The organism is Paenibacillus gorillae, from assembly GCF_000513275.1.
Classification (GTDB): Bacteria; Bacillota; Bacilli; order Paenibacillales; family Paenibacillaceae; genus Pristimantibacillus; species Pristimantibacillus gorillae.
Genome location: NZ_CBVJ010000011.1, coordinates 1 through 22,106 on the forward strand (window position 1 = coordinate 1; position 22,106 = coordinate 22,106).

Sequence of the window (22,106 nt, forward strand, 5' to 3'; positions counted from 1 at the left end):
GGTTACACCAAATGATTTTAAAGAGCATGCCCAGTTCGAGGTTGTGTATGAAGGTATGTTATACGATTATCATCGTATAGACAAAGAGAAGCTTGGTCCGGTCCCGCCGCATCCGCTGTATATGGCATTACGTACGAGTTTGAGCAAACTAACGGTATAAGCGTATAAAGAAGGATGATTCCGTAGTTGATTTTCGTTTCGAAAATAAAAAACACATAGAAACCACTTCTTGATAAAATGGACGTGTAACCTACCATTTATGCAAGGAATGGTTTTTTTGTATCCAATAAAATGGTTTTTGCTTAATTCAAGATAGAGGGAATGGTAACATGGATGCTCAACGATTGGATCGTTTAATTACTGAAGGCAAATTTGAAGAAGCCATGCAGATCATTCAAGTTGTTAGTGAAACGAAAGATACTTCGTTTTTAAAGATATTAATAAAGCACTTGAGATTAACTGAGAATAAAATATTAAGGAATGATATCGCTTTAATTCTTTCTGATATCGGTAATCATGCAGCAGTTGAACCGTTAATAGAGGTTTTAAATCATCCGAAAACTAAGGGAAGCAGAGGGACATTACTATATGCGTTAGAGAATCTTGATTACATATCTCATATAGAAACAATAACTGCTTTTATTGGTGTCGATAGCCTTGAAGCGAGTATGCAATCATTGTTGTTGCTGGAGAATGCAGTTGATCGTCTATCAGATAATGAAAAGGAAAGATGCCGTACTATTATTGAATCGAACTTAAAGAACAATGATAATGAGCATCTTGAAGAAGCACTTGAATTGTTAAAATAAACTATAAAAAAAGCCTAATCACGGACAACCGTGATTAGGCTTTCTCATTACTTACTCCACAAAGAGCGACACCCGCTCGAAGCCGGACTCCGATACCCGGATCAATCCGGTGTCCGAAATATGCAAGGTCGGAATAACAACCAGTGCAAGGAGGGACAGCGTCATGAACGCGTAATTCATCGTGCAGCCTGCTTGGACAAGCGCGTCGCTGATATCTTTCATTTGCTGTACGACTGTCTCGTAAGGCTCTGTCGACATGAGACCAGCCAGGCGAAGCGGCAGCTCTACAATTCCGTCCTCCGTTGCAACAGCAATTCCGCCTTGCATGCCAATGACGGCATTGGCGGCCTTGGACATAAGCTCGTCGTCATTGCCAATGACAAGCACGTTATGGCTGTCATGCGCAACGGTCATGGAAATAGCTGCAGGGCGATTGAAACCGACACCTCCGACTACGCCGAGGGCTGAGCCTCCCGTTTTGCCATGGCGTTCGAACAACGCCATTTTGGACAAGCCGCTTTCCGGCGTAATGTCTAGCATGTCGTCCTTCACTTGAACGTCGACGACAACTTCTTTCGTCTCCACATTGTTCTCGATCACTTCGGCAACGCGAACTTTGGCAGTGCCGGATGCAACAGGAGCTTTAATGACAAAGTCTGATGCATTTAGCTTTTTCTCGAGCTTCACTGAATTGACGGCATATGCCGGATATTCGAACGGAGCAAGCTCGATCGTCATTTGACCATTCTCGGCAACAACTTGTCCACGCGCAATCGTCATCACAACATTCACTTCTGCAAGATTTCCGTCCAGCAAAATAATGTCTGCAATCGAGCCCGGTGTGACCGAACCAACATCGCGGGCTACGCCAAATCGTTCAGCCGTATTCAACGTTGCCATTTGGAAGGCTGTTACCGGCTTGACGCCTTGTTGAATGGCGTGGCGGACGATAAAGTTCATATGGCCTTCTTCTTTCAAGGAATCGCAAATGCGGTCATCCGATACGAGCACCATTCGACGGGAATCCAGCCCCATCTCAGTATGTGCTTTAATAGTCGCCTCCACGTCATGCCAGGCCGAGCCGCGGCGAAGCTTGGCATATATGCCGAGTCTGACCCTGGCAGCAGCATCTTCTTTCGTAATGCTTTCGTGACAGCCCGTTACCCCTGCGGCAGCATAAGCGGATAGCCGCGGGTCTTGGGATGGCCAAGTGTAGTGGCCGTCGACCAGCTTGCCAGCGCGCAGAGCCGCTTGAATTTCGCCGATCATTTTCGGATCGCCGAATACGACGCCAGGGAAATTCATCACTTCGCCGAGGGCGATCATATCGGGTCCCCAGTTTAATGCTTCGGCAACTTCCTCCGGTCCAAATTCAGCTCCCGACGTTTCGAATTCGGAAGTGGTGGCAGGTACGCAGGAAGCAACTTGCATGTAGGCAGCCATCGGTGTCTGCCGTGCTTCATCCAGCATAATCCGCAAGCCAGGCAGGCCGAGTACGTTAGAAATTTCATGCGGGTCGAAGAATCCGCCTGTCGTTCCGAGCGGCAGCACCGCATTGGCGAATTGAGTAACGGATAGCAAGCTGCTCTCAATATGGCAATGGCCGTCCAGCAATCCTGGCGCTATGTATCTGCCGTTTGCTTCAATGACTTGCGTCTCCTCACCGATCATGCCTTCAACGTAAGGGCCAACATATGCAATGCGCGTGCCAACTACCGCAACGGATGTGTCAGGCAAAATCTCACCGGAAACGACGTTGACGAGTGTGCCGCCTCTAATGAAAAGCGTAGCTTTCTTTTCCCCTCGTGCAAAAGCCACGAGATCAGGTATGCAATCGGCCAGATGCGGCCTGGAGAATGTGTTAGCAGTCAATTTATTTCCGCCTTTCAACTTGAAATGTAAGTTCATCATATACCTAATGGTTGAAATTAACCAGTTTCACGATTCCATAATGGCCTGTAATTGGAATCAGGTTTTCAATATTTGAAACAGGTTCGTGAAGAAAAGATGGACATTATGAGACAATTGCCCGCTTTCATACGTATACAAGTTGACACTCGGCATGTTGCCTCTCAGAATGAAAAGGAGAGCGCTCAAGAAGGAGGCGGTTAGCAGCAAATGGGATGGGATACTTGGGATGAAGCAGCTAAAAGCATGGAAGGGGCAGACGTTACGGCCATCAGCAGGGGACCGGTTGTGCTGGAGCACGGTGCCATTGAACAAATCATTCCTTATTTGAAATCGTCAGGCTATGAAAGCGTGGTCATTGCGGCTGATTCAATAACCTGGGAGGCAGGCTATGGATCTAAGATTCAGCAATGGATCGCAGCTGCAGGTATAAATGCCGGATATGTATGGATCAAGCCGAATGATCAAGGCGATGTGATTGCAGATGAAGCTTCGGTAGTTCAATTGACGATTGAGCTGAAAATAAAGTCCGCAGAAGCGGTAATTGCTCTTGGTTCGGGTACACTGCATGACATTGCCCGATTCGCGGCTTTTACAGCAGGTATTCCTTTTATATCCGTACCTACCGCGCCGTCTGTGGACGGCTTTAACTCCAAGGGAGCACCCCTTATTTTACGAGGGGAGAAAAAGACGATTGCCGCAATTGGCCCGGATGCAATTTTTGCGGATTTAGAAATTCTAACAAAGGCTCCTACTGCAATGGTAGCGGCCGGATTCGGCGATATGCTGGGGAAATACACCTCTTTATTTGACTGGAAATTCGGGAGTATTTACGCCAATGAGCCTTATTCAGAACGAATTGCCGGGATGACGAGAGGCGCTCTCCAGCAGTGCGTGGAGCAGGTGGATCAGATTGCTGCCCGAACATCGGAGGGGATAAGGCTCTTAATGAATGCGCTTCTGGAATCCGGATTTGCGATGCTGCTCTTTGGTCAGTCCCATCCGGCATCGGGTGCAGAGCATCACTTGTCTCATCATTGGGAGATAGAATTTTTACGGACGGGCAGAAGGCAACTGCTGCACGGTGCTAAGGTAGGCGTCGCATGTGCGGAAATAGCCAAGCTGTACCGCCAACTGGCCCATGAAGGCATGCTGAAGCCAATAACACCGATGCATAGCGAGATTTTGATGGAATTGAATCAAATTCCGGATGAGAAGGAAATTCGGCGGCTTCTGACTATCGTAGGCGGACCGGCCACAATCGGGGAGCTGGGTGTGGAGGATGAATTATTCCGCCGAAGCCTGCTGGAAGCGCATCTCATTCGCCCGAACCGGAGTACACTGCTTAAAGCATGGAATGAAAGCGACAAGGGGGGCTTAAATAGATGTGGAAATCAACGATTGGCTGGTTTAGAGGAATAGCATTATTGGAAGGAATATCGTATCTTGTGCTGCTGCTCATTGCAATGCCGCTCAAATATTGGGCGGACGAGCCCGCTTATGTGGCGATTGTAGGCATGGCGCACGGTGTTTTATTTACGTTATATCTGTTGTTCTTGCTCTTGTCATGGATTAAAAAGCGCTGGTCGTTTCTATGGGTTCTGTTATGCTTTATTATTGCATTCATTCCCTTCGCGACGTTTTGGCTGGAAGCAAAGCTTCGCAAGGAGCAATAAACGAATGATTATGAAGAAAGAGGCTTCTAAACTCCGGAATACCGGGAGGAGAAGCCTCTTTTTTTGCGCGAATTACTTGATAAAATAAATCGGACTCGACTGCGAAAGCAAAGAGAGGGCTCTGCACACGGCATAGCCCTCTCTTTGCTTTTACTCGATTATGAATGATAGCTAGTTCGTTTGCAGACTCTGGTCGTAATCAACCTCCGAGCGGTTGTTGACCGGGCCGGTTGAACCTCTTGGAATGAGCGTTGCCGGCAGCTTGATCCGGCGCCAGATGTGCTGGCCTTGCTCGATCTGCTGGATAATATGCCGGGCGGCTTCGCGTCCGATCTCCCGTTCCTGCTGAGCGACTACGGTAGGAGGGACGAGCGAGAAGCCCGCATAAGGAATGTCATCGAACAGGATAACGGACAAATCCTCTGGTACCCGTCTTCCGGCTTCAATGGCTGCACGGATGACATGCGGGCCGAAGTAGGAGACGATGATAGCAGACAACTGCGGATGATCATTCAGAAATTTATGAACGTGGCCGCTTATTTCCTCTTCGGTCATATCGAAGGTCAGATTGGACAGCTGCAGGCTTCTATCGATCAGGATGCCGTGGTTTTCAAGCCCTTGCTCATAACCGGCGATCCGATCCTCGATACTTGAAGTTCCGTCGGCACGGGATGAAATGATACCGATGGAAGTATGACCATGCTCATGCAGATGGTTGACCGCCATGACCGAGGCTTCAAAGTTATCCGAGCTGACCGAGGATGCATCCAGTCCCTTCAAGGTACGGTCGACGAGCACGAGCGGGAACTTGGAGAGCGTTAGCGACAGAATCTCGCTGTTGTAGTTTTCACCCTCAACCGGGTAAATAATGAGACCGTCCACTTGGGCTTCCATCATGTCCTTAATTTTCACGATTTCATCCTGCTGCGAATCATTCGTTTTGGAAAAGAGCATTCTATAATCAGCTTTGGACAATTCATCCTCAATGCCGCTTAGTACGTTTGCGGTAAAATGGTTATCCAGTCTCGGCATCAGAAAGCCAATTGTCCGCTTTCGGATTTCTCCGCCCATTTTACTATAGAGATTGTCTAGCGCAATATGATGGTCGGCAGACACAAATGTGCCTTTGCCTTGCTGTCGAAATACGATGCCATTGTCGACAAGATTGGACAATGCGTTCTTCACCGTAATTCGGCTGACCTGAAACTGCTCAGATAGCTCGTTCTCGGAAGGAATGCGGCTGAGCGGCGGCCATTTGTTGCATCTGATCTGCGTCATAATATATTGTTCGATTTCCCGGTACATCGGAACTTGTTTATTGGCCATCCTGATTTCCCTCATTCCTATTAGTTGTTCTAATATTATAACAACAATACAAGTGTGACAAGTTGTATTTGCTGTCGAATAAACAGAAAGGGAGTCACTGTTATTAAGGGAAACATTAAATTCCTTATATTAAGCCAATGAAAGCGATTACAAATTTTTTAATTGTATATAAAAAAGACATTTACATCGATATGTATGTTGTTTATATTTAATATACAACCTAGATGAAGCTGCTGGTTGATAACACTTCACTCAATTTGAAAGGGGAGAATTTTGAGATGAACAAAAGAATGTATGCGATGGGTATTTTGTTAGTAGTCGCGGCCCTGGCTGTAAGCGCTTGCTCATCCGGTTCAGGTAACGGAGGCAGTGACGGCGGTGTTAAAAAGACGCTGAAGATGTGGACTTGGAAAGTAGCTTATGGTCCCGGATTTGAGGCGGCAGCGAAATTGTATGAAGAGAAAACCGGCATCAAAGTTGAAATCGAAACTTTCACTCCTGATGATACTTATAGACAGAAGGTTCGAGCGGCAGCCAACTCCAAAAACCTGCCGGACGTCATCCACTACTGGGCGACAAACGGTGACTCCCTGGAAACTTCGCTTCTGGAACTGACGCCTAATGTAGGCGACGATGTGTTAAACAGCTACTTTGGACCAGCAATGGACCCGATTCGCGTCACTCAGAAACAAGTAGACAACTGGGCGACGAACAAAAATGCAACAAATGTTCAAAAAGGTTTGAAAGTTGGCGAGTTCTACGGCCTTCCGCTAGATATCGGCGGTTTCTTCACCTTCTATGGCAACAAGAAACTCATCGAACAGGCCGGCTTGAAAGCAGAAGCTCCAAAAACGTTTGAAGAGTTCGTAACGATGATGGAAACGGTTCAAAAAGAAACGAAAGTGCCGGGCCTCGTATTTGGCGCGAAACTGCCTGATCTGTGGGAGAACTGGGCTGGCTCCGCTCTTCAAATTATGTTGAACGGACCGGAAGGCTACATTAACCTGCTGGAGCGCAAAGCGCAAATGAGCGATCCTAACAACATTAAAGTCGCTCAAGCTCTTGGTTCGATTGCAGAGAAAGGCTTGATGATGCCAGGTATTCTATCCACGGTCATCGACGGTGCAGACCAAGCTTTCGCTTCCAGCAAAGCGGCATTTAATCTTGGCGGTACGTTCACAATGTCGACATTGCTGGCAATGGGCATGAATGCAGACGATATCGTCACATTCTCCGTCCCTCCAATTGCTGGTTCCAAACTTGATAAATGGTCGACGGATCCATTCACGCTGACAATGGTTTCTGTAAGTAAAGATTCGAAGAACAAAGACGAAGCTTTGGATTTCATCAAGTTCATTACGTCTGACCCTGATGCAGCAATTGCATTTTCCAACGGTGCATTCACAGTATCCGCCCTGAAAATCGGCGACCGTTCCAAGGATCTATCCCCGGCGTTGAAAGCAATGCAAGAATCGTTTACTACTGAGCCAGGACCTTACAGCAAAGTTCAACCATACATCGACAACAGAAGCAATCACAAAGAATGGGAAGAGTACTTCCAATCCATGCAATCTGTAATTGAGAAGAAGATGACGGTAGAACAAGCAACTAAGAAATTCGACGAGCGCATGAAATCTCTAGCGGCAAGCGGCAACTAATTAAGGTTCATTCTGTGCCAGCCCTCGTACCTTTACAACAGGTGCTTGGGCTGGCGCACCCCTTTACTTCACTGTCAGGCAATAAAAACGGACAAAGGATGATCGCTTATGGTAACAGCAAAGAAAAAATGGGTGCCATATCTGTTTCTGCTTCCCGGCATTCTGCTATTTTTGGCGATAGGCGTTTATTCGGTAGGCTTCTCCGTCATACTCAGTTTTTACAACTGGTCGGGGATTGACTTCTCGAACGCAAGATTCGAAGGCTTGTCTAATTTCAAGGATTTTCTGTTGGGCGACAGCCCGGTCGTATCACGTAACTTCTACTACGCATTACTGCACAATTTCGAGCTGGCCTTCTTTCAAGTCATTATTGTCATTCCGGTAGCCCTCGTACTCGCATTCGTTTTGCAGAACACGAAGATGGCCGGCTTTTACCGCACGCTGTATTTCCTGCCGATGATTGCTTCAGGCATCGCGGTTTTCTATGTATGGAAAGGCTTATTCGAGCCTACAGGCGTTCTTAACTCCTTATTCGCCACGCTGGGCCTAGATTTTCTAGTCGTGCCCGAAGGGATGCTGGGCAACTCGTCCACATCGCTCATCGGGATCATTATCACTTCCATCTGGGGAGGGCTTCCCGGCACACTCCTGCTTTATTATGCAGGTCTTACCGCTGTAGACCCGACACTATACGAAGCCGCAAGCGTTGACGGCGCAAGCAAGGCGACGATGATACGGAAAATTACATGGCCGCTGCTCAAGCCGATGACGCTCATCGCGGTCATTCAAATGGTGAATGGCGCATTTCAGACGTTCGAGAATGTATTTATTATGACCGGGGGCGGTCCGGCAGGCAGCACCGAGGTTATCGGAACGCTCGTTTATCGGACGGCATTTATCGATAACGATTACGGTCTCGCCAGCGCAATCGGCTGGACGTCGTTTCTCGTAACGGGACTCATTGCTATTTTCAGTATTCGCGGCTTTAAGGCTGACATATAGGAGGATAAGAGGATGATTAAATCAATCAAGCACGTTCTGCTCATCATATACGGCTTCGCTTGCCTCTATCCATTCTTGTGGATGTTCGGAACGTCGCTCAAAACGTCGCAGGATGCTTTGGCCAACCCACAATCGCCGTTTCCTTCTGGAGCATTTCAGTGGGGCACGTTCGCCGAAGTATGGAACAAACTGAATTTCGGCCGGTTCTTTATGAATAGCGGCATTGTAAGTATTATCGTTATTGCTGGCGTTATTTTCATCTACAGCATGATGGGCTACGCCTTCGCGAAGTATAGATTTAGAGGGAAAAAGTTTATCTACTATATGTTTATTGCGCTGCTGCTCGTGCCGGGCGTAACGATCCTTATTCCGCTCTATATCAATATGACGAATCTTGGGCTGGCTAACAGCTATGTCGGGATGATTCTGCCGATGATCAATGGCGCGGCGCCTTTCGCCATCTTCTTGTTCACCAGCTACTTCCGTACGATCTCACATGAGCTGTACGAGAGTGCGGTGCTGGACGGCTGCAATTCTTTCCGCATCTACTTCCGCATTTATTTGCCGCTGGCGATTCCGGCGATCGGTACGATTGCGATTATGAATTTTATCGGCAGCTGGAACAACATCCTGTGGCCGATGATCATCATTGACAGCAAAGATTTGTTTACGCTCCCAATGGGGCTGATGTATCTTGATTCCTCTTCCTTCAAGAAGTGGAACGAGCTGATGGCTGGCGCTATCATTACAATTCTTCCAATACTCGTAGCCTTCCCATTCCTGCAAAAAATGTACGTACAAGGCATGACTGCCGGATCGGTGAAAATGTAGCTTCATCCAAAATCTATTATAAACAGGACGGTACATGATATGAAAAAGACAGCGCACGTTATCGCGCACTCACATTGGGATAGAGAGTGGTATTTGCCTTTTGAAAAACACCGGATCAAGCTTGTAGAGCTTATGGAGCTTCTAATCGAGACGATTGATAAAGATCCGAATTACGGCAGCTTTCATCTAGACGGACAGACGGTACCGCTGGAAGATTATTTGGAAATTATGCCGCATCGTGCGGAAAAAGTGCGTGAGCTGATTGAGAAAGGCAAGCTGGTCATTGGACCTTGGTATATTTTGCAAGATGAGTTCTTGATCAGCAGCGAGGCGAACGTGCGTAATTTGCAAATCGGTATTATCGATTCTGAAAAGCTGGGTCCATACGCTGAAATCGGCTATTTCCCTGATTCATTCGGGAATATCGGGCAAGCGCCGCAAATTTTGCGCCAAGCGGGCATGGATACAGCCGTATACGGGCGCGGCGTGAAAGCTGTCGGTTTCAATAATGAGATCGGCGAAGATAACCAGTATTTGTCCAAATATTCCGAGATGTACTGGGAATCACCGGACGGCAGCAAGGTGCTCGCTATCTTATTCGCGAACTGGTATCACAACGGCATGGAAATTCCGGCCGATCCAGAAGCTGCACTTGCTTACTGGAACGAACGTCTTCCGCGAGTAGAAGCTTATGCTTCGACACCGGAGCTGCTGTTCATGAACGGCTGTGACCATCAGCCGCTGCAAGCTGATCTGACTGAAGCGCTTGCCGTATCGGGTGAAGTTCGTCCTGACGTCGAGTTCAAGCACTCCAGCTTCCCGGAATATATCGAAGCGGTGAAAGCAAGCCTGCCTGAAGGACTTGCGGTCATTCGCGGCGAGCTGAGAAGCCAATTTACAGACGGCTGGAATACGCTGGTCAACACAGCTTCGGCACGGGTATACATCAAGCAGGCGAACAATAAGACGCAGACTCAGCTGGAGAAAGTAACGGAGCCGCTTGCGGTTATGGCTTATGCAGCAGGCATGGAGTATCCGAAGCATGAACTGACTTACGCTTGGAAAACATTGCTGCGCAACCATCCGCATGACAGCATTTGCGGCTGCAGTGTAGACGAGGTTCACCGCGAGATGATGACCCGTTTCGAGAAATCGGTCACGATGGCAGAAGCGGTTGCGGACCGCAGCGCAGAGTGGCTGACTGGTCAGATCGATACTTCGAGCTTCAGCAAGCTTCAAGGCGCTCCGCGTTTCGATGGGACGGAAGGCCAAAGCGTGCCATTTGTCCTCTTCAACACGACGGGGCATCGCAGAAGCGGCGTCGTGACGCTCGTCTTGGATGTATGCCGCCATTATTTCGATGGCAAAAGAGCGCCGCATGATCAATATGCAGGACTGACGGGATACAATCCAGGGAAGCTGGCGGTTGTTGACGCAAGCGGCAACGCGGTAGAAGCGGTAATTGTGAATAAAGGTCTCGCATTCGGCTATGATCTTCCGGATGACCGTTTCCGTCAGCCATACTGGGCTTACCAAGTTGAAGTGACCATTGAAGCGAACAACTTGCCGCCGGTAGGTTATGAGACTTATGCGCTCGTAGCGGCTGATGCGGTTCAATCGAAAGCAGCTTCCGCCGAAATCGTAACAGACGGCGGCCGCGTATTGGAAAACGAAATCCTGAAGGTCGTTATCGCTTCGGACGGCAGCTTCACTGCACTCGACAAGCAGTCCGGCCAAAGCTACAGCAAGCTGGGCTTGTACGAAAATACAGGCGATATCGGCAACGAATATATGTACATGCAGCCTGTTGGTGAGACAGCTCTGACGACAGAAGGGCTTCAAGCTGATCTGGAAATCGTGGAAAACAACAGCCTGCGCGGCAGCGTGAAGCTGACGCATCGCTGGCAGCTGCCGGTGTCGGCCGATGACAAGCTCGACTTGGAGATCAATTCGATGACACCGTTCCGTGAGCGTAAATCCCAGCGCGTACAAGAAACGAGAGAAGTTACGATTCAAACAGTACTTACGCTTGAGAAAGGCGACAGAAGCGTTCGGATCGCCAGCGAGATTGACAATACCGTACTGGATCACCGTGTTCGGATGCTGTTCCCGACCGGACTCAAGGCTTTCGGCGTAACTGTCGATTCCATCTATGAGCTGGCAGAGCGTCCATTGAAGCCTGAAGCAGAATGGATCAATCCGAGCAATGCGCAGCATCAGCAAGCTTTTGTAAGCATGAGTGACGGTTGTTATGGTGTTACAGTTGCCAACAAAGGGCTGCATGAATATGAAGCGCTGGAGGCTGGTGACGGAACGCTGGCTGTTACACTGCTGAGAAGCGTACGCGAGCTTGGCGACTGGGGCGTATTCGCAACACCAGAAGCTCAATGCCAAGGCAAGCAGACGGCTGAGCTTAAGCTGATCATTCATGAAGGAACGGCTATTGCTGGCGAAGCTTACGTGGACGCTTATCAATTCCAAGTGCCTTGGACAGCGCGTCAAACGGATGTCCATGAAGGCCAACTGTCGGCAAGCGGCAAGCTGATCGATTGGAACGGGGAGCGCTTGGCGGTTACGGCTCTTAAAGTCAGCGAGTACTCTGGTGATATTATGCTGCGGATGTTCAACGTTTCCGCTGAGCCTACATCGGTAGCAGTAGAATCGTCAGCCGGGTTGAACGGCATCTATAAGAGCGATATTTTGGAGCGTCCATCGGATGTTCAAGCTGAAGGCAGCCTGGCGGTTGGACCTGCAGAGATCGTTACAATCGGATTGAAACGCGTATAATAGGCCGCTGCGGCGGCCTCCGATCCATCATGCGAAGGGGGATATAGAATCAAATGGCAAAGATAGCAGGCATTAAATGCATTCGTACGAGGCATGACCGAACTTGGACTATTGTAAAAGTAGAGACGGATCAACCGGGCTTGTACGGGATCGGATCCGCCAGCGATATGTATCACCCTACCGCTGTGGAACAAGTGATCGAGGAGCTTCTGGCTCCGCTGCTCATTGGCCGGGAAGCGGGACAAATCGAAGATATTTGGCAGACGATGTATACGAGCGGCTATTGGCGCAACGGCGCGACGCTTCATACGGCCATGAGCGGCATTGATATGGCACTGTGGGATATTAAGGGTAAGCAGGCTGGAATGCCGGTCTACGAATTGCTTGGCGGACCGGCCCGTTCGGAAATCCGGGCATATGGGCATGCCAACGGCAATACCTACGAGCAGCTAGAGGAAGAGGTTGAGCGTTACCGGGAGCAGGGCTACTCCCATATCCGCGTCCAGCTCGGCGGTTATGGTGGCGGTGGATTCGTAGCAGGAGGCTCTTCAATCTTCCCTCCGGCGAACCGTTTTGACGAGGATTTGTACGTGAAGGCAATTCCCGAAATGTTCGAGAAGCTCCGCGTGCGCTATGGGATGGAATTGAAATTCACCCATGACGTGCATGAGCACTTGAATCCGGCGGCTGCAGTTGCACTGGCCAAAAGGCTTGATCCCTACCATTTGTTCTTCTTGGAGGATCTGCTCCAGGTGGAGCATACCGAATGGTACAGGCAAGTTCGCAATGTCAGCACGACGCCGCAAGCTGTCGGTGAGCTGTTCGTGCATCCGCAGGAATGGCTGCCGCTTGTGAAGGAGCGTTTGATCGATTTTGTGCGGATGCGCGTATCCAAGGCAGGAGGCATTACCCCTTGCCGCAAAATCGCTGCCGTATGCGAAGCGTTTGGTGTTCGGACGGCTTGGCAGGAGGGCGGGGAAAATGATCCCGTCAACCAGGTGGCCGCCGCGCATTTGGATATGGCGATTTGGAACTTTGGTGTGCAAGAAAGCAATCATTTCAATGAACGGGAGCGGGAGGTTTTTCCCGGCATGGCTGTCTTTGAAGGCGGCTGCTTGAAGCTTTCTGGCAAGCCTGGGCTTGGCATCGATATCGATGAAGAGAAAGCTTTATTGCTGGCAGAGCCTGCTTTGGGCAAAACCTACCACAGACCGTACAAATTAGACCGCAGACCGGATGGTACACTCGTTCGGCCGTAGAAGGGTGGAGCGCAAATGAAGACGGTAGTCATAACAGGCGCGGAAGGCAAGCTGGGACGTTATGTCGTGAAGGAGTTTGCCGAGCACGGCTATCGCGTATTCGGCACCGACATGCGTCCGCCATCGGGAGGAAGAGGATACAGCCGCTATATGCAGGCTGATCTGGGATCATTAGGAGAGGTATACGGCTTGCTTGCTGACGCGGATAGCGTTGTGCATCTGGCAGCTGTGCCTAATCCGATCAACTTCTCGCCTGAGCGTATTTTCAGCAACAATGTCATGTCGACATACAATGTGCTTGAAGCGGCTTCCAAGCTGGGCATTAATAAAGCGGTCATCGGCTCAAGCGAATCGGCCTATGGCTTCTGCTGGGCGAAGACGCCGTTTGCGCCCGATTTTTTCCCTGTGGATGAGACCCATCCGCTGCTCGCCCAAGAAAGCTACGGCTTATCCAAGGGAGTAAATGAGCAGATTGGAGATATGTTCTACCGCAGGGTAGGGATGTCTGTATATGCGCTGAGATTTTCGCATGTTCTGGAGCCTGATGAATACGAGCATGTTATTTCCGGATTTGAGCATACGGGAAGGCATCATCGCATTCTGTGGAGTTATATTGATGCACGCGATGCCGCAGAAGCTTGCCGTTTGGCGGTTGAGAGCGACAAACCGGCAGAGTCCATCGCCTTGAATATTACGGCAAGCGATATGATGACAGATGCATCGCCGGAGCTGCTGCTGAGCAGGCACTATGCGCAGGTGAAGGATATCCGCAAGCCGGTATCCGAGCTGACCGCATTGGTCAGCAACCGGCTCGCCGAGGACAAGATCGGCTGGAAGCCGCGCCATTCGTGGCGCGAGGCGCTGCAATAACTTTGTGATAACGACTCGTTCGGATGATATTCTCCGAGCGGGCCGTTTTTTTGTGTTTGTGCGCTGTTGCTACGGCGTTTGCGATTTCGCACTGTACGCACCTGTGCCATGCAATTGGGGATAGCGAGCCAGCTTCGCTCTATAACGAAGAAAGATTCGCAAACCGCCGGACCAGAGAGTAACAACGAAGCAGCTTCGCAAAATAGCGAAGCCAAGTTCGCAGTGGAAGGCTGCTGACTAGGCTCGCGCCTATACAGCGAATCAATCTTCGCTATTCGCGAACTTAGGTTCTCGGAAAGCGAAATTTGCTTCGCTCCGCTAGGGAATGCACTGGGAAAGTGGCGCTGTAGCGAAACTGACTTCGCAAAATAGCGAATCTGCTTCGCTCGCTGCAAGTGGAGTCCCACAAACGCATTCTGCGCACTTAGCTCAAACGTAACAAGAGAACACGACAATCAATGTTACTCAACAGCAAAGAAAGGTTCGCAGCCTTGGGAGTATATAAAGTAACTAAGCTCCTAGAGGAACCTAATAAACGATTGCAATGAACCAACTTCGCTCTATAGCGAAGAAAGATTCGCAAACCGCCGGACCAGAGAGTAACAACGAAGCAGCTTCGCAAAATAGCGAAGCCAAGTTCGCAGTGGAAGGCTGCTGACCAGGCCAGCTCCTATACAGCGAATCAAATTTCGCTATTCGCGAACCTAGGTTCACGGAAAGCGAAATTTGATTCGCTCCGCTAGGGAATGCACTGGGAAAGTGGCGCTATAGCGAAACTGACTTCGCAAAATAGCGAATCTGCTTCGCTCACTGCCATCGAGCCATCGAGGTACCGCCAACACTTCAACTCCGCATATCGCGATACCGTAACAAATGAATCCAACAAATCAATGTTACTCAACAGCAAGGAAAGGTTCGCAGCAGTGGGAGCATAATGTGTAACTACGCTTCTAGAGCAACCTAACAATTGCATGCAGCGAACCGACTTCACTCTATAGCGAAAGAATCATCCATGTTCCGCTTGGAAAATCGGAATTGCCTGGCAGCGGACAATCTCCGCATTGGTCTCTCCGCGCATAAGCTAATGGCAGAAGGCTGTTTCTTTTCGGGGGGATTGCTCATGGGATACAACAGAAGCCAGCGGCGGACTTCCGCGCTGCTGCCGCTTGTACTATTCGTGCTGCTTGTCATTTTACTGTTATACGGATTATGAATAAGGTTGTGATCCAAAGCTCAAGAGACGGTGTCCGCCAGGCTCTTGGGCTTTTTTCTTTTTTCAGCACCCGAGCTTACAACCTGATGACATGCGCATAACTGGAACTGTTCTTACAAATAATGAGTAAGAAATCGTGCGAGCCTTATCGGAAAAAATGGCTTTGTTGCGCGATCATTTCAGCCTCAGGAGGGGAACTCATTGTCATCGAACAGCAGCGCAGAGAACGGCAAATAGCCCCAAAATGTCGATGTCTCCCAAGGAATATCAGGCGTTCGCCAAGACGCGAGAGCCTTCGCGGTCGATTTTCACCAATTGTTTGAAGGCCTTCTTGTTCGGAGGAATAATTTGCTTTATCGGACAAGGCATCCAGGAGATGTTTATTCATCTCATGGGCATGAGCAAAGAGGATGCCAGCAATCCGACCGTAGCGGTGCTTATTCTAATATCCGTTATTTTAACCAGCCTTGGCGTTTATGATAAAATCGCGCAATGGGCGGGAGCTGGGACTGCGGTTCCCGTTACCGGCTTTGCCAACTCCATGTGTTCGGCCGCTCTCGAGCACCGCAGCGAAGGCTTAGTGCTTGGCGTTGGCGCGAATATGTTCAAGCTTGCCGGTTCTGTAATTGTGTTTGGTACGGTTGCCGCCTTTTTTGTCGGGATTGCGCATTTGCTGCTCGGCACTAACGGGGGGCACTGATCATGCTGCGGGGCAATCAGACATGGTGGTTTGAGAATCGGCCGGTCATTATCGGAGCGGCGACTGTAGTCGGTCCTGATGAGGGTGACGGCCCGCTTGCCGCGGACTTCGATCTCGTCCACCCGGAGCTTGATATGCAGCAGAAAAGCTGGGAGAAAGCCGAGCGGCTGCTCTTGGAGCAGGCGACCGATTTTGCAATTCAAAATGCGCGCATCGATAAGGATCAGCTGCAATTTTATGTTGGCGGTGATCTGATGAATCAGATCATTAGCAACACATTTGCGGCCAGAGCGCTAGGCGTCCCTTATATCGGCGTGTTTGGCGCATGCTCAACCTCGATGGAGACGCTTGCCATCGCTTCGATGATGGTCAATTCCAACTCAGCGGATTATGCGCTTGCCGGCACTTGCAGCCATAACTGCACGGCTGAGAAGCAATTTCGCTATCCGACCGAATATGGCTCGCAGAAGCCGCCTACTGCGCAATATACGGTGACAGGGGCCGGGGCGGCTGTTATTGCGGCCTCCGGTGACGGTCCGGTCGTCGAATGCGCAACAATTGGCAAAATCGTCGATCTTGGCATTAAAGATCCTTTCAATATGGGAGCTGCCATGGCGCCCGCTGCGGTCGATACGATTCAGTCGCATTTCAATGATACCGGACGGACACCCAAAGATTATGATCTGATCGTAACCGGCGACCTTGCGAGTGTAGGACATCCTATCGCGACCGAGCTGCTCATGAGGGACGGGGTGCCAATGGATCAAACGGTATTTAATGATTGCGGATTAATGGTGTATGACATATCGCGCCAGAAGGTGCAGGCGGGAGGAAGCGGCTGCGGCTGTTCTGCGGTCGTGACCTATGGACATTTGCTTAAGCGCATTGCAAAAGGCGAGCTGAAGCGGGTACTGGTTGTAGCGACGGGAGCGCTGCTGTCGCCGTTGTCTTTTCAACAGGGTGAAAGCATTCCCTGCATCGCCCATGCAGTAGCTATCAGCGGAAAGGAATGAGTACAGCATGCAGTTTTTATGGGCTTTCGTAATCGGTGGGGCGATTTGTGTAATCGGCCAGCTGATGTTTGATTTGTTCAAGCTGACGCCGGCGCATACGATGGCGACGCTTGTCGTCATCGGCGCCATCATTGACGGAATCGGCTGGTATGAGCCGCTGGTTGCCTTCGCTGGCGCTGGTGCGACAGTGCCGATCACAAGCTTCGGCAATGCGCTTGTACACGGTGCATTGACAGAGCTTGAGAAATCAGGCTGGATTGGCGTCATATCCGGTATATTCAAAGTGACGAGCGCCGGCGTATCGGCAGCGATTATTTTCTCCTTCCTGGCCGCGCTTGTTGTCAGGCCAAAGGGCTGAATGACTGATTGTTATTGAAATTGGAGAATCCCAACTGTGGGATTCTCCAATTTTTTTTGGCATAACAAGCATTTGTGCAACCTCAAGGAAGTGCTGTAAAATAGTACTAAATAACCTAAACTATTTACTCCAATGATCCGCAGATGTTTACAATTTTCCGGGAGGTCGTTGCTAAATGGAAACTCGTCTTGCTGATATGCAGTTATGTTCGTCGATTGTTAGCAGCCTTAATCGTTGTATTCTAGGAAAGCAAGAGGAAATCGAACGACTGATGACCGCAGTTATCAGCGGCGGACATGTGTTGCTGGAGGATGTGCCCGGCACTGGAAAAACCCAGCTTGTGAAAGCATTGGCAAAATCGATTGGCGGACAGTTCCGGCGTATACAGTGCAATCCGGATTTGCTGCCTACTGATATAACCGGCGTATCGATCTATCATCCGAAGCAAGAACAGTTTATATTCCGTCCGGGTCCGGTGATGACCAATATATTGCTGGCTGATGAAATCAATCGGGCGACAACGAAGACGCAATCGGCACTGCTGGAGGCGATGGAGGAGGGGCGGGTAACCGTAGACGGCGATACGTATGTCCTTCCTGAGCCGTTCATACTGCTTGCAACGCAAAACCCGATCGAATTCGAGGGTACCTATACGCTCCCGGAAGCGCAGCTTGACCGTTTCATGATGAAGCTGTCGCTAGGCTATCCAAGTGAAGAGGATGAGCAGGCGATGATCTTGTCGAATAAAGGAAGTCATCCTTCCGACAACAGCAGCCAGCTCTGTGAAATTGAAGATATTATCCGGATTCAGGAGCAAGTACAGCATGTTCATATGGACGAGGCAGTTGGCAATTACTTGATCCGGATTATCCGTTCGACTCGCGAGCATGCAAGCGTTCAGCTTGGTGCCAGTCCACGAGCTGCAATTGCGCTCGCGAGAGCGGCGAAGGCGAGTGCGTATTTGCAGCAGCGAAACTTCGTTACGCCAGACGATATTAAGAAGCTTGCCCCTTACGTGCTTTCTCATCGGCTGCTGCTTCATATGGAAGCAAGAATGAACGGATTGCGGCCGGAGGATATTGTCGCAGTTGTGCTGGATCAGACGAAAGTGCCGGTAAGGCTGGAGCGCTGATGCGATGGCCAAGGAAATAACGGACAAAAGACGTTGGGTCGTTATTGCGCTTATTTATGCTACAGCATTATTTTATTTCTTATTTCAAGGCGGCAAGACGGCTTTTATGCTGTTTATGATTTTGAACTTATTGCTTCTTTATTTATTACTTGGAAGATGGAGCGGAATTGCAAAGGTACATGGCAGCCGCAGCTACAGGCAGCAGGGGGCTCAGGCTCATGCGGAGCAGTCCTTGACGGCGGGCAGCTCGCTTGAAGTGCAATTGACGGTTAAGGTTCCGGGCGTTTATCCGATTCCTTATGTTCTTGTACGAGACCGGCTGTACCGGCATAATGGACAACGTCTGGATTTTGAGTCGTCATTCGTTCCGAACTGGAAGCGCAGCGGCGAGGTCGTATATTTGACTCCGCCGCTGCAGCGCGGTGAATACCGATTCCATTCTACTCAATGCTTATCACATGACGTATTTGGCCTCTTCGAGCATTCCGGCCGATTTGGCTCCGAAGCAGTATTCAACGTTATGCCGCAGACGGTACCGTTGCGCCAGTGGCATGGGATTCAGAGGGGGATTCGAGGTCCTTACTCGCATGCGATCGCTTCACGTTCGTCGAAGGAAACGACGCAAATTAACGGAGTACGAGAATATTTGTATGGCGACCGGCTCTCGCGTGTCCACTGGAATGCGACGGCAAAGACCGGAGAGTGGAAGTCAAAGGCGTTTGAACGGGAATCTTTGCCCCGTACAATCATTATTCTTGACCGGTATGCGGGCGATTACCCGGCTCCATCGGGAGACCGCTTCGAGCTGGCCGTATCCGCAGCCGCTTCGCTGCTGGAGAACGGTTTGAAGGGCGATACGGCGATGGGCTTGCTGTCGGTTGGCTCGCAATTGATGATGATGCAGCCGAAGTCAGGTTTGGAGCAGCGCAGCGCAATAATCAAACATCTGACGTTCGTTGAGGCCGATGCGCCGCATACGGTGTACAAATCGCTTCTGAAAGCCGATTCCATGCTGGAGCCTGGATCATTTGCAGTATTGATCTCTGGCGTTACCGGTAAGGAAGCCATTCGTGCAATGGAATGGCTGTTCCGTAAAGGGCTGACGCCGTGCTTGCTGCAAATTGGCAAACCTGCGGGACAGGTGCGTCAAGATGAGAGCTGGAAGCAGCTGCTGCGAAGCCGCGGCTGGCCCGTATTCTCGCTGCAGCAGCTGCAAGAGCTGCCGGTTGTATTGGAAGGGGGCGGTGGTGCATGATAATGCTATTTCGGCTAATTAAGCGGATTTTCCGCTACTGGGCTCCTGACTGGTATGCGAAGCTCTCCAGCTTGTTTGTTGCTCTGATGATAATCAATACGATTGCTGTCTTCGAGGGTTACTGGTGGGAAGAGACGTTTCAGGTCGTGAATGCGGCGCTTCTGCTTGCAGTGGCGGTGGATATTATAATGCCGCTTCGATTGCGAATTACAAAAGTGATAACCCAAGCTGTTCTGTTGCTGCTGTCTACAATAACGTATATCCAATTTGACAAACTTTATGGCAAGCCCGAGTCATGGAATGAGTGGCTGGATCAGTTATGGTTCTACGCCAAACAGCTTGACCCGTACATTTGGTTTGTTTGTGTCCTATTCATCATCTATTTATTGTTCAGCAAATGGGTGACAACAAGAGCAAGAATGATCGGCTTCGTGACCGTCAATTTACTGTCGCTGACGATTGCCGATTCGTTTACGCCGATCTGGCTGTGGGATAAAGTAGCCTGGATCGTATTTCTCGGATTGATCTGGCTCGTTGCCGCCCACTTAAGACGGCTGGAGCGCAGCCATCCGCGCAGTTGGCAGGAGCTGCTTGAATATCCGCTGCAGCTTCTGCTGCCGGTTGCAATCGTACTTGCACTGCTTATGGGAGTAGGCGTGCTCATGCCGACGGTTTCGCCTATTTTGCAGGATCCATATACGATATGGAAGGAATCAAAGGGAGAGCGCGTCAACGTCTTCCTTGGCGACAAGGGCCTGAATACACCGGCGCAAATCAGCACTGGCGATACAAGCTCAGGTTATGGCCGGGACGATACGAAGCTTGGCGGCGGTTTTAATTACGACTACTCGCCGGTTATGACGGTCACTACTTCTCAGCGCGCTTACTGGCGTGGCGAGACCAAAAGCTTTTATTCAGGTAAAGGCTGGAATAACGACAATGATGAGAGGCAACAGCTGATCGGCGCAATTGCCAGAGATATGGAGCTGCCGCTGCTCGATCATCGAAGATTAGCGGAAACATTGTCTGTGGAACAGACAATCGTCATGGTTCGGAAAGACCACTATCCAGTTCTGTTCGCTGCTTCTCCGATTTCATCCGTCCACTGGGTCGGCAAGTCAGAATCATCAATTCCGAATGGACTCGTCTGGGCAGCCAATGATCATGAATTGAGCTGGTCGAATTGGACGATGAGAGATTTTCCCGCAGCTTATTCTGTCAGATCGGATATAACGGTTCTGGATGCAGAAGGACTGCGTAAGACGAAGGCAGAACGGTCTTCTCAAACAGAGCGTTACTTGCAGCTGCCTAACGAGCTTCCGCAGCGTGTGAAGCAGCTGGCACTCGATATTACCGAAGGCGCGTCTAATGATTATGATCGTGCCAAGCTGCTGGAAACTTATCTGCGTGACAATTACGTTTATACAAATAAGCCCGATATGTCTAAGCTTGGCGGCTCCAGCAAAGACTTTGTTGATCAATTTCTGTTCGAATTGAAGGAAGGCTATTGCGACTATTTTTCCACTGCGATGGCTGTCATGTCCCGTTCGCTGGGGCTGCCTGCGCGCTGGGTGAAAGGCTTTGCTCCCGGAGCGCTCCCGGTATCGGAGTACGGTCCGCCGGGCATGTCAGGAGGAATTCCTGATGAGATTGATCGGAATCCGAATGGAGAGGGCACCTATACGGTGCGGAACTCAGATGCTCATTCCTGGGTCGAAATTTATTTCGACGGATATGGCTGGATTCCGTTTGAAGCAACGGCAGGCTTTTCGTTTCCTTACACACTGCCAGCAGAGGCAGCTCCTGTGATGCCGGATCTGACTGACATTGGCGACAGCCCGGATACGATCACAGCCGCCCAAGCCAACAATTCGCTGATGAAGACCGGTTTGTGGATTTCTGCTTCTCTGCTCGTTGCTCTTGTTGCCGTCTGGGCTGTGATCAGAAGGAAACAGTTCGTGCAAGTATGGCGAAGCTTCCGTTTCCGCTCGTTCAGTTCGGATGAGCGGATCGTATGGGAGACGGAGAGGCTGCTGCGCAAATGCAGAAGAAAGGGACTGGAGCGCGGGGAGCATGAGACACTCCGCGAGGCTCTCCTTCGCTGGTCCGATGGCGGCAAGCCGCTGCAAAGCGACTGGCGCGAGGTGCTGGACGGATTCGAGCGGGCTAAATATAGTCCCGTCAAATCCTCGAATGAGGATGCCGACCGGTTCGTCGGCAAAGTGAAGTCGATCATGCAGCAATTATAAATGAAGAAACAGGTTTGGATCGTTTGGAAAAAGTTGCTTGATTACAGGCGGAAGCCTATA

17 protein-coding genes are annotated in these 22,106 nt (G+C 50.1%); 15 read left to right on the forward strand and 2 right to left on the reverse strand.

Annotation, left to right across the window (positions count from 1 at the left end; genetic code table 11):
- Nucleotides 1-329: 329 nt before the first annotated feature.
- Nucleotides 330-809, forward strand: coding sequence for a hypothetical protein (locus TY10_RS00385; protein WP_042159387.1), 480 nt, complete (start codon nucleotides 330-332; stop codon nucleotides 807-809).
- Between the two features lie 51 nt (nucleotides 810-860).
- Here TY10_RS00385 and TY10_RS00390 read toward each other — a convergent pair whose 3' ends face one another.
- Complete coding sequence (locus tag TY10_RS00390; protein ID WP_155985639.1) at nucleotides 861-2,717, reverse strand: adenine deaminase; 1,857 nt, start codon at nucleotides 2,715-2,717, stop codon at nucleotides 861-863.
- A 210-nt stretch (nucleotides 2,718-2,927) separates the two neighbouring features.
- On the opposite strand from TY10_RS00390, the gene TY10_RS00395 reads away from it, so the two are divergent.
- On the forward strand, nucleotides 2,928-4,139 hold the full coding sequence (locus TY10_RS00395; RefSeq protein ID WP_063510412.1) for a sn-glycerol-1-phosphate dehydrogenase: 1,212 nt from the start codon (nucleotides 2,928-2,930) through the stop codon (nucleotides 4,137-4,139).
- Nucleotides 4,103-4,393 (forward strand): DUF3817 domain-containing protein, encoded by a 291-nt coding sequence (locus TY10_RS00400; RefSeq protein WP_042159391.1) that lies wholly within the window; start codon nucleotides 4,103-4,105, stop codon nucleotides 4,391-4,393. Before TY10_RS00395 ends, TY10_RS00400 begins: the two co-directional genes overlap by 37 nt.
- Before the next feature lie 171 nt (nucleotides 4,394-4,564).
- On the opposite strand, the gene TY10_RS00405 is transcribed toward TY10_RS00400, so the two are convergent.
- Nucleotides 4,565-5,719, reverse strand: coding sequence for a GntR family transcriptional regulator (locus TY10_RS00405; protein WP_042159394.1), 1,155 nt, complete (start codon nucleotides 5,717-5,719; stop codon nucleotides 4,565-4,567).
- A 278-nt stretch (nucleotides 5,720-5,997) separates the two neighbouring features.
- Between TY10_RS00405 and TY10_RS00410 the strand changes: the two genes are divergently transcribed.
- From TY10_RS00410 to TY10_RS00470, 12 genes are all read left to right on the forward strand, one after another.
- Nucleotides 5,998-7,377, forward strand: a complete 1,380-nt coding sequence (locus TY10_RS00410) for an ABC transporter substrate-binding protein (protein WP_042159397.1) — start codon at nucleotides 5,998-6,000, stop codon at nucleotides 7,375-7,377.
- Between the two features lie 108 nt (nucleotides 7,378-7,485).
- Nucleotides 7,486-8,379 (forward strand): carbohydrate ABC transporter permease, encoded by an 894-nt coding sequence (locus TY10_RS00415; RefSeq protein WP_042159399.1) that lies wholly within the window; start codon nucleotides 7,486-7,488, stop codon nucleotides 8,377-8,379.
- Between the two features lie 12 nt (nucleotides 8,380-8,391).
- A complete protein-coding gene (locus TY10_RS00420) occupies nucleotides 8,392-9,210 on the forward strand; it encodes a carbohydrate ABC transporter permease (protein WP_052350269.1) in 819 nt (272 codons plus the stop codon).
- A gap of 39 nt (nucleotides 9,211-9,249) precedes the next feature.
- Entirely contained in the window at nucleotides 9,250-11,997 is a 2,748-nt protein-coding gene (locus TY10_RS00425; protein ID WP_042159402.1) for an alpha-mannosidase, read from the forward strand.
- A gap of 53 nt (nucleotides 11,998-12,050) precedes the next feature.
- Nucleotides 12,051-13,256 carry an enolase C-terminal domain-like protein gene (locus TY10_RS00430; RefSeq protein WP_042159403.1) on the forward strand — a complete coding sequence of 402 codons (1,206 nt, stop codon included), beginning with the start codon at nucleotides 12,051-12,053 and terminating at the stop codon, nucleotides 13,254-13,256.
- Between the two features lie 15 nt (nucleotides 13,257-13,271).
- A complete protein-coding gene (locus tag TY10_RS00435; protein ID WP_042159406.1) occupies nucleotides 13,272-14,126 on the forward strand; it encodes an NAD-dependent epimerase/dehydratase family protein in 855 nt (284 codons plus the stop codon).
- A 1,457-nt stretch (nucleotides 14,127-15,583) separates the two neighbouring features.
- The gene (spoVAC, locus tag TY10_RS00445; protein WP_042159413.1) at nucleotides 15,584-16,039 is read left to right on the forward strand and encodes a stage V sporulation protein AC; all 456 of its coding nucleotides are present in this window, start codon (nucleotides 15,584-15,586) and stop codon (nucleotides 16,037-16,039) included.
- 2 nt (nucleotides 16,040-16,041) lie between these two features.
- Nucleotides 16,042-17,052 carry a stage V sporulation protein AD gene (gene spoVAD, locus TY10_RS00450; protein ID WP_042159414.1) on the forward strand — a complete coding sequence of 337 codons (1,011 nt, stop codon included), beginning with the start codon at nucleotides 16,042-16,044 and terminating at the stop codon, nucleotides 17,050-17,052.
- A 7-nt stretch (nucleotides 17,053-17,059) separates the two neighbouring features.
- On the forward strand, nucleotides 17,060-17,410 hold the full coding sequence (spoVAE, locus tag TY10_RS00455) for a stage V sporulation protein AE (protein ID WP_042159417.1): 351 nt from the start codon (nucleotides 17,060-17,062) through the stop codon (nucleotides 17,408-17,410).
- A gap of 175 nt (nucleotides 17,411-17,585) precedes the next feature.
- A complete protein-coding gene (locus TY10_RS00460) occupies nucleotides 17,586-18,542 on the forward strand; it encodes an AAA family ATPase (RefSeq protein WP_042159420.1) in 957 nt (318 codons plus the stop codon).
- A 4-nt stretch (nucleotides 18,543-18,546) separates the two neighbouring features.
- Nucleotides 18,547-19,797: a DUF58 domain-containing protein gene (locus tag TY10_RS00465; protein WP_042159423.1), complete on the forward strand. Its 1,251-nt coding sequence runs from the start codon at nucleotides 18,547-18,549 to the stop codon at nucleotides 19,795-19,797.
- Nucleotides 19,794-22,046, forward strand: coding sequence for a transglutaminaseTgpA domain-containing protein (locus TY10_RS00470; RefSeq protein WP_042159426.1), 2,253 nt, complete (start codon nucleotides 19,794-19,796; stop codon nucleotides 22,044-22,046). Before TY10_RS00465 ends, TY10_RS00470 begins: the two co-directional genes overlap by 4 nt.
- The last annotated feature ends 60 nt before the right edge of the window (nucleotides 22,047-22,106 follow it).

Bases quoted from the DNA above. Each gene is read 5' to 3' on its own strand.
- TY10_RS00415 (WP_042159399.1), top strand. From the start codon at position 7,486: ATGGTAACAGCAAAGAAAAAATGGGTGCCATATCTGTTTCTGCTTCCC.
- TY10_RS00425 (WP_042159402.1), top strand. From the start codon at position 9,250: ATGAAAAAGACAGCGCACGTTATCGCGCACTCACATTGGGATAGAGAG.
- TY10_RS00390 (WP_155985639.1), bottom strand. From the start codon at position 2,717: ATGAACTTACATTTCAAGTTGAAAGGCGGAAATAAATTGACTGCTAAC.
- spoVAC (WP_042159413.1), top strand. From the start codon at position 15,584: ATGTCGATGTCTCCCAAGGAATATCAGGCGTTCGCCAAGACGCGAGAG.
- TY10_RS00435 (WP_042159406.1), top strand. From the start codon at position 13,272: ATGAAGACGGTAGTCATAACAGGCGCGGAAGGCAAGCTGGGACGTTAT.
- TY10_RS00420 (WP_052350269.1), top strand. From the start codon at position 8,392: ATGATTAAATCAATCAAGCACGTTCTGCTCATCATATACGGCTTCGCT.
- TY10_RS00400 (WP_042159391.1), top strand. From the start codon at position 4,103: ATGTGGAAATCAACGATTGGCTGGTTTAGAGGAATAGCATTATTGGAA.
- TY10_RS00405 (WP_042159394.1), bottom strand. From the start codon at position 5,719: ATGGCCAATAAACAAGTTCCGATGTACCGGGAAATCGAACAATATATT.
- TY10_RS00465 (WP_042159423.1), top strand. From the start codon at position 18,547: ATGGCCAAGGAAATAACGGACAAAAGACGTTGGGTCGTTATTGCGCTT.
- TY10_RS00410 (WP_042159397.1), top strand. From the start codon at position 5,998: ATGAACAAAAGAATGTATGCGATGGGTATTTTGTTAGTAGTCGCGGCC.
- TY10_RS00470 (WP_042159426.1), top strand. From the start codon at position 19,794: ATGATAATGCTATTTCGGCTAATTAAGCGGATTTTCCGCTACTGGGCT.
- TY10_RS00395 (WP_063510412.1), top strand. From the start codon at position 2,928: ATGGGATGGGATACTTGGGATGAAGCAGCTAAAAGCATGGAAGGGGCA.
- spoVAD (WP_042159414.1), top strand. From the start codon at position 16,042: ATGCTGCGGGGCAATCAGACATGGTGGTTTGAGAATCGGCCGGTCATT.
- TY10_RS00385 (WP_042159387.1), top strand. From the start codon at position 330: ATGGATGCTCAACGATTGGATCGTTTAATTACTGAAGGCAAATTTGAA.
- TY10_RS00460 (WP_042159420.1), top strand. From the start codon at position 17,586: ATGGAAACTCGTCTTGCTGATATGCAGTTATGTTCGTCGATTGTTAGC.
- spoVAE (WP_042159417.1), top strand. From the start codon at position 17,060: ATGCAGTTTTTATGGGCTTTCGTAATCGGTGGGGCGATTTGTGTAATC.
- TY10_RS00430 (WP_042159403.1), top strand. From the start codon at position 12,051: ATGGCAAAGATAGCAGGCATTAAATGCATTCGTACGAGGCATGACCGA.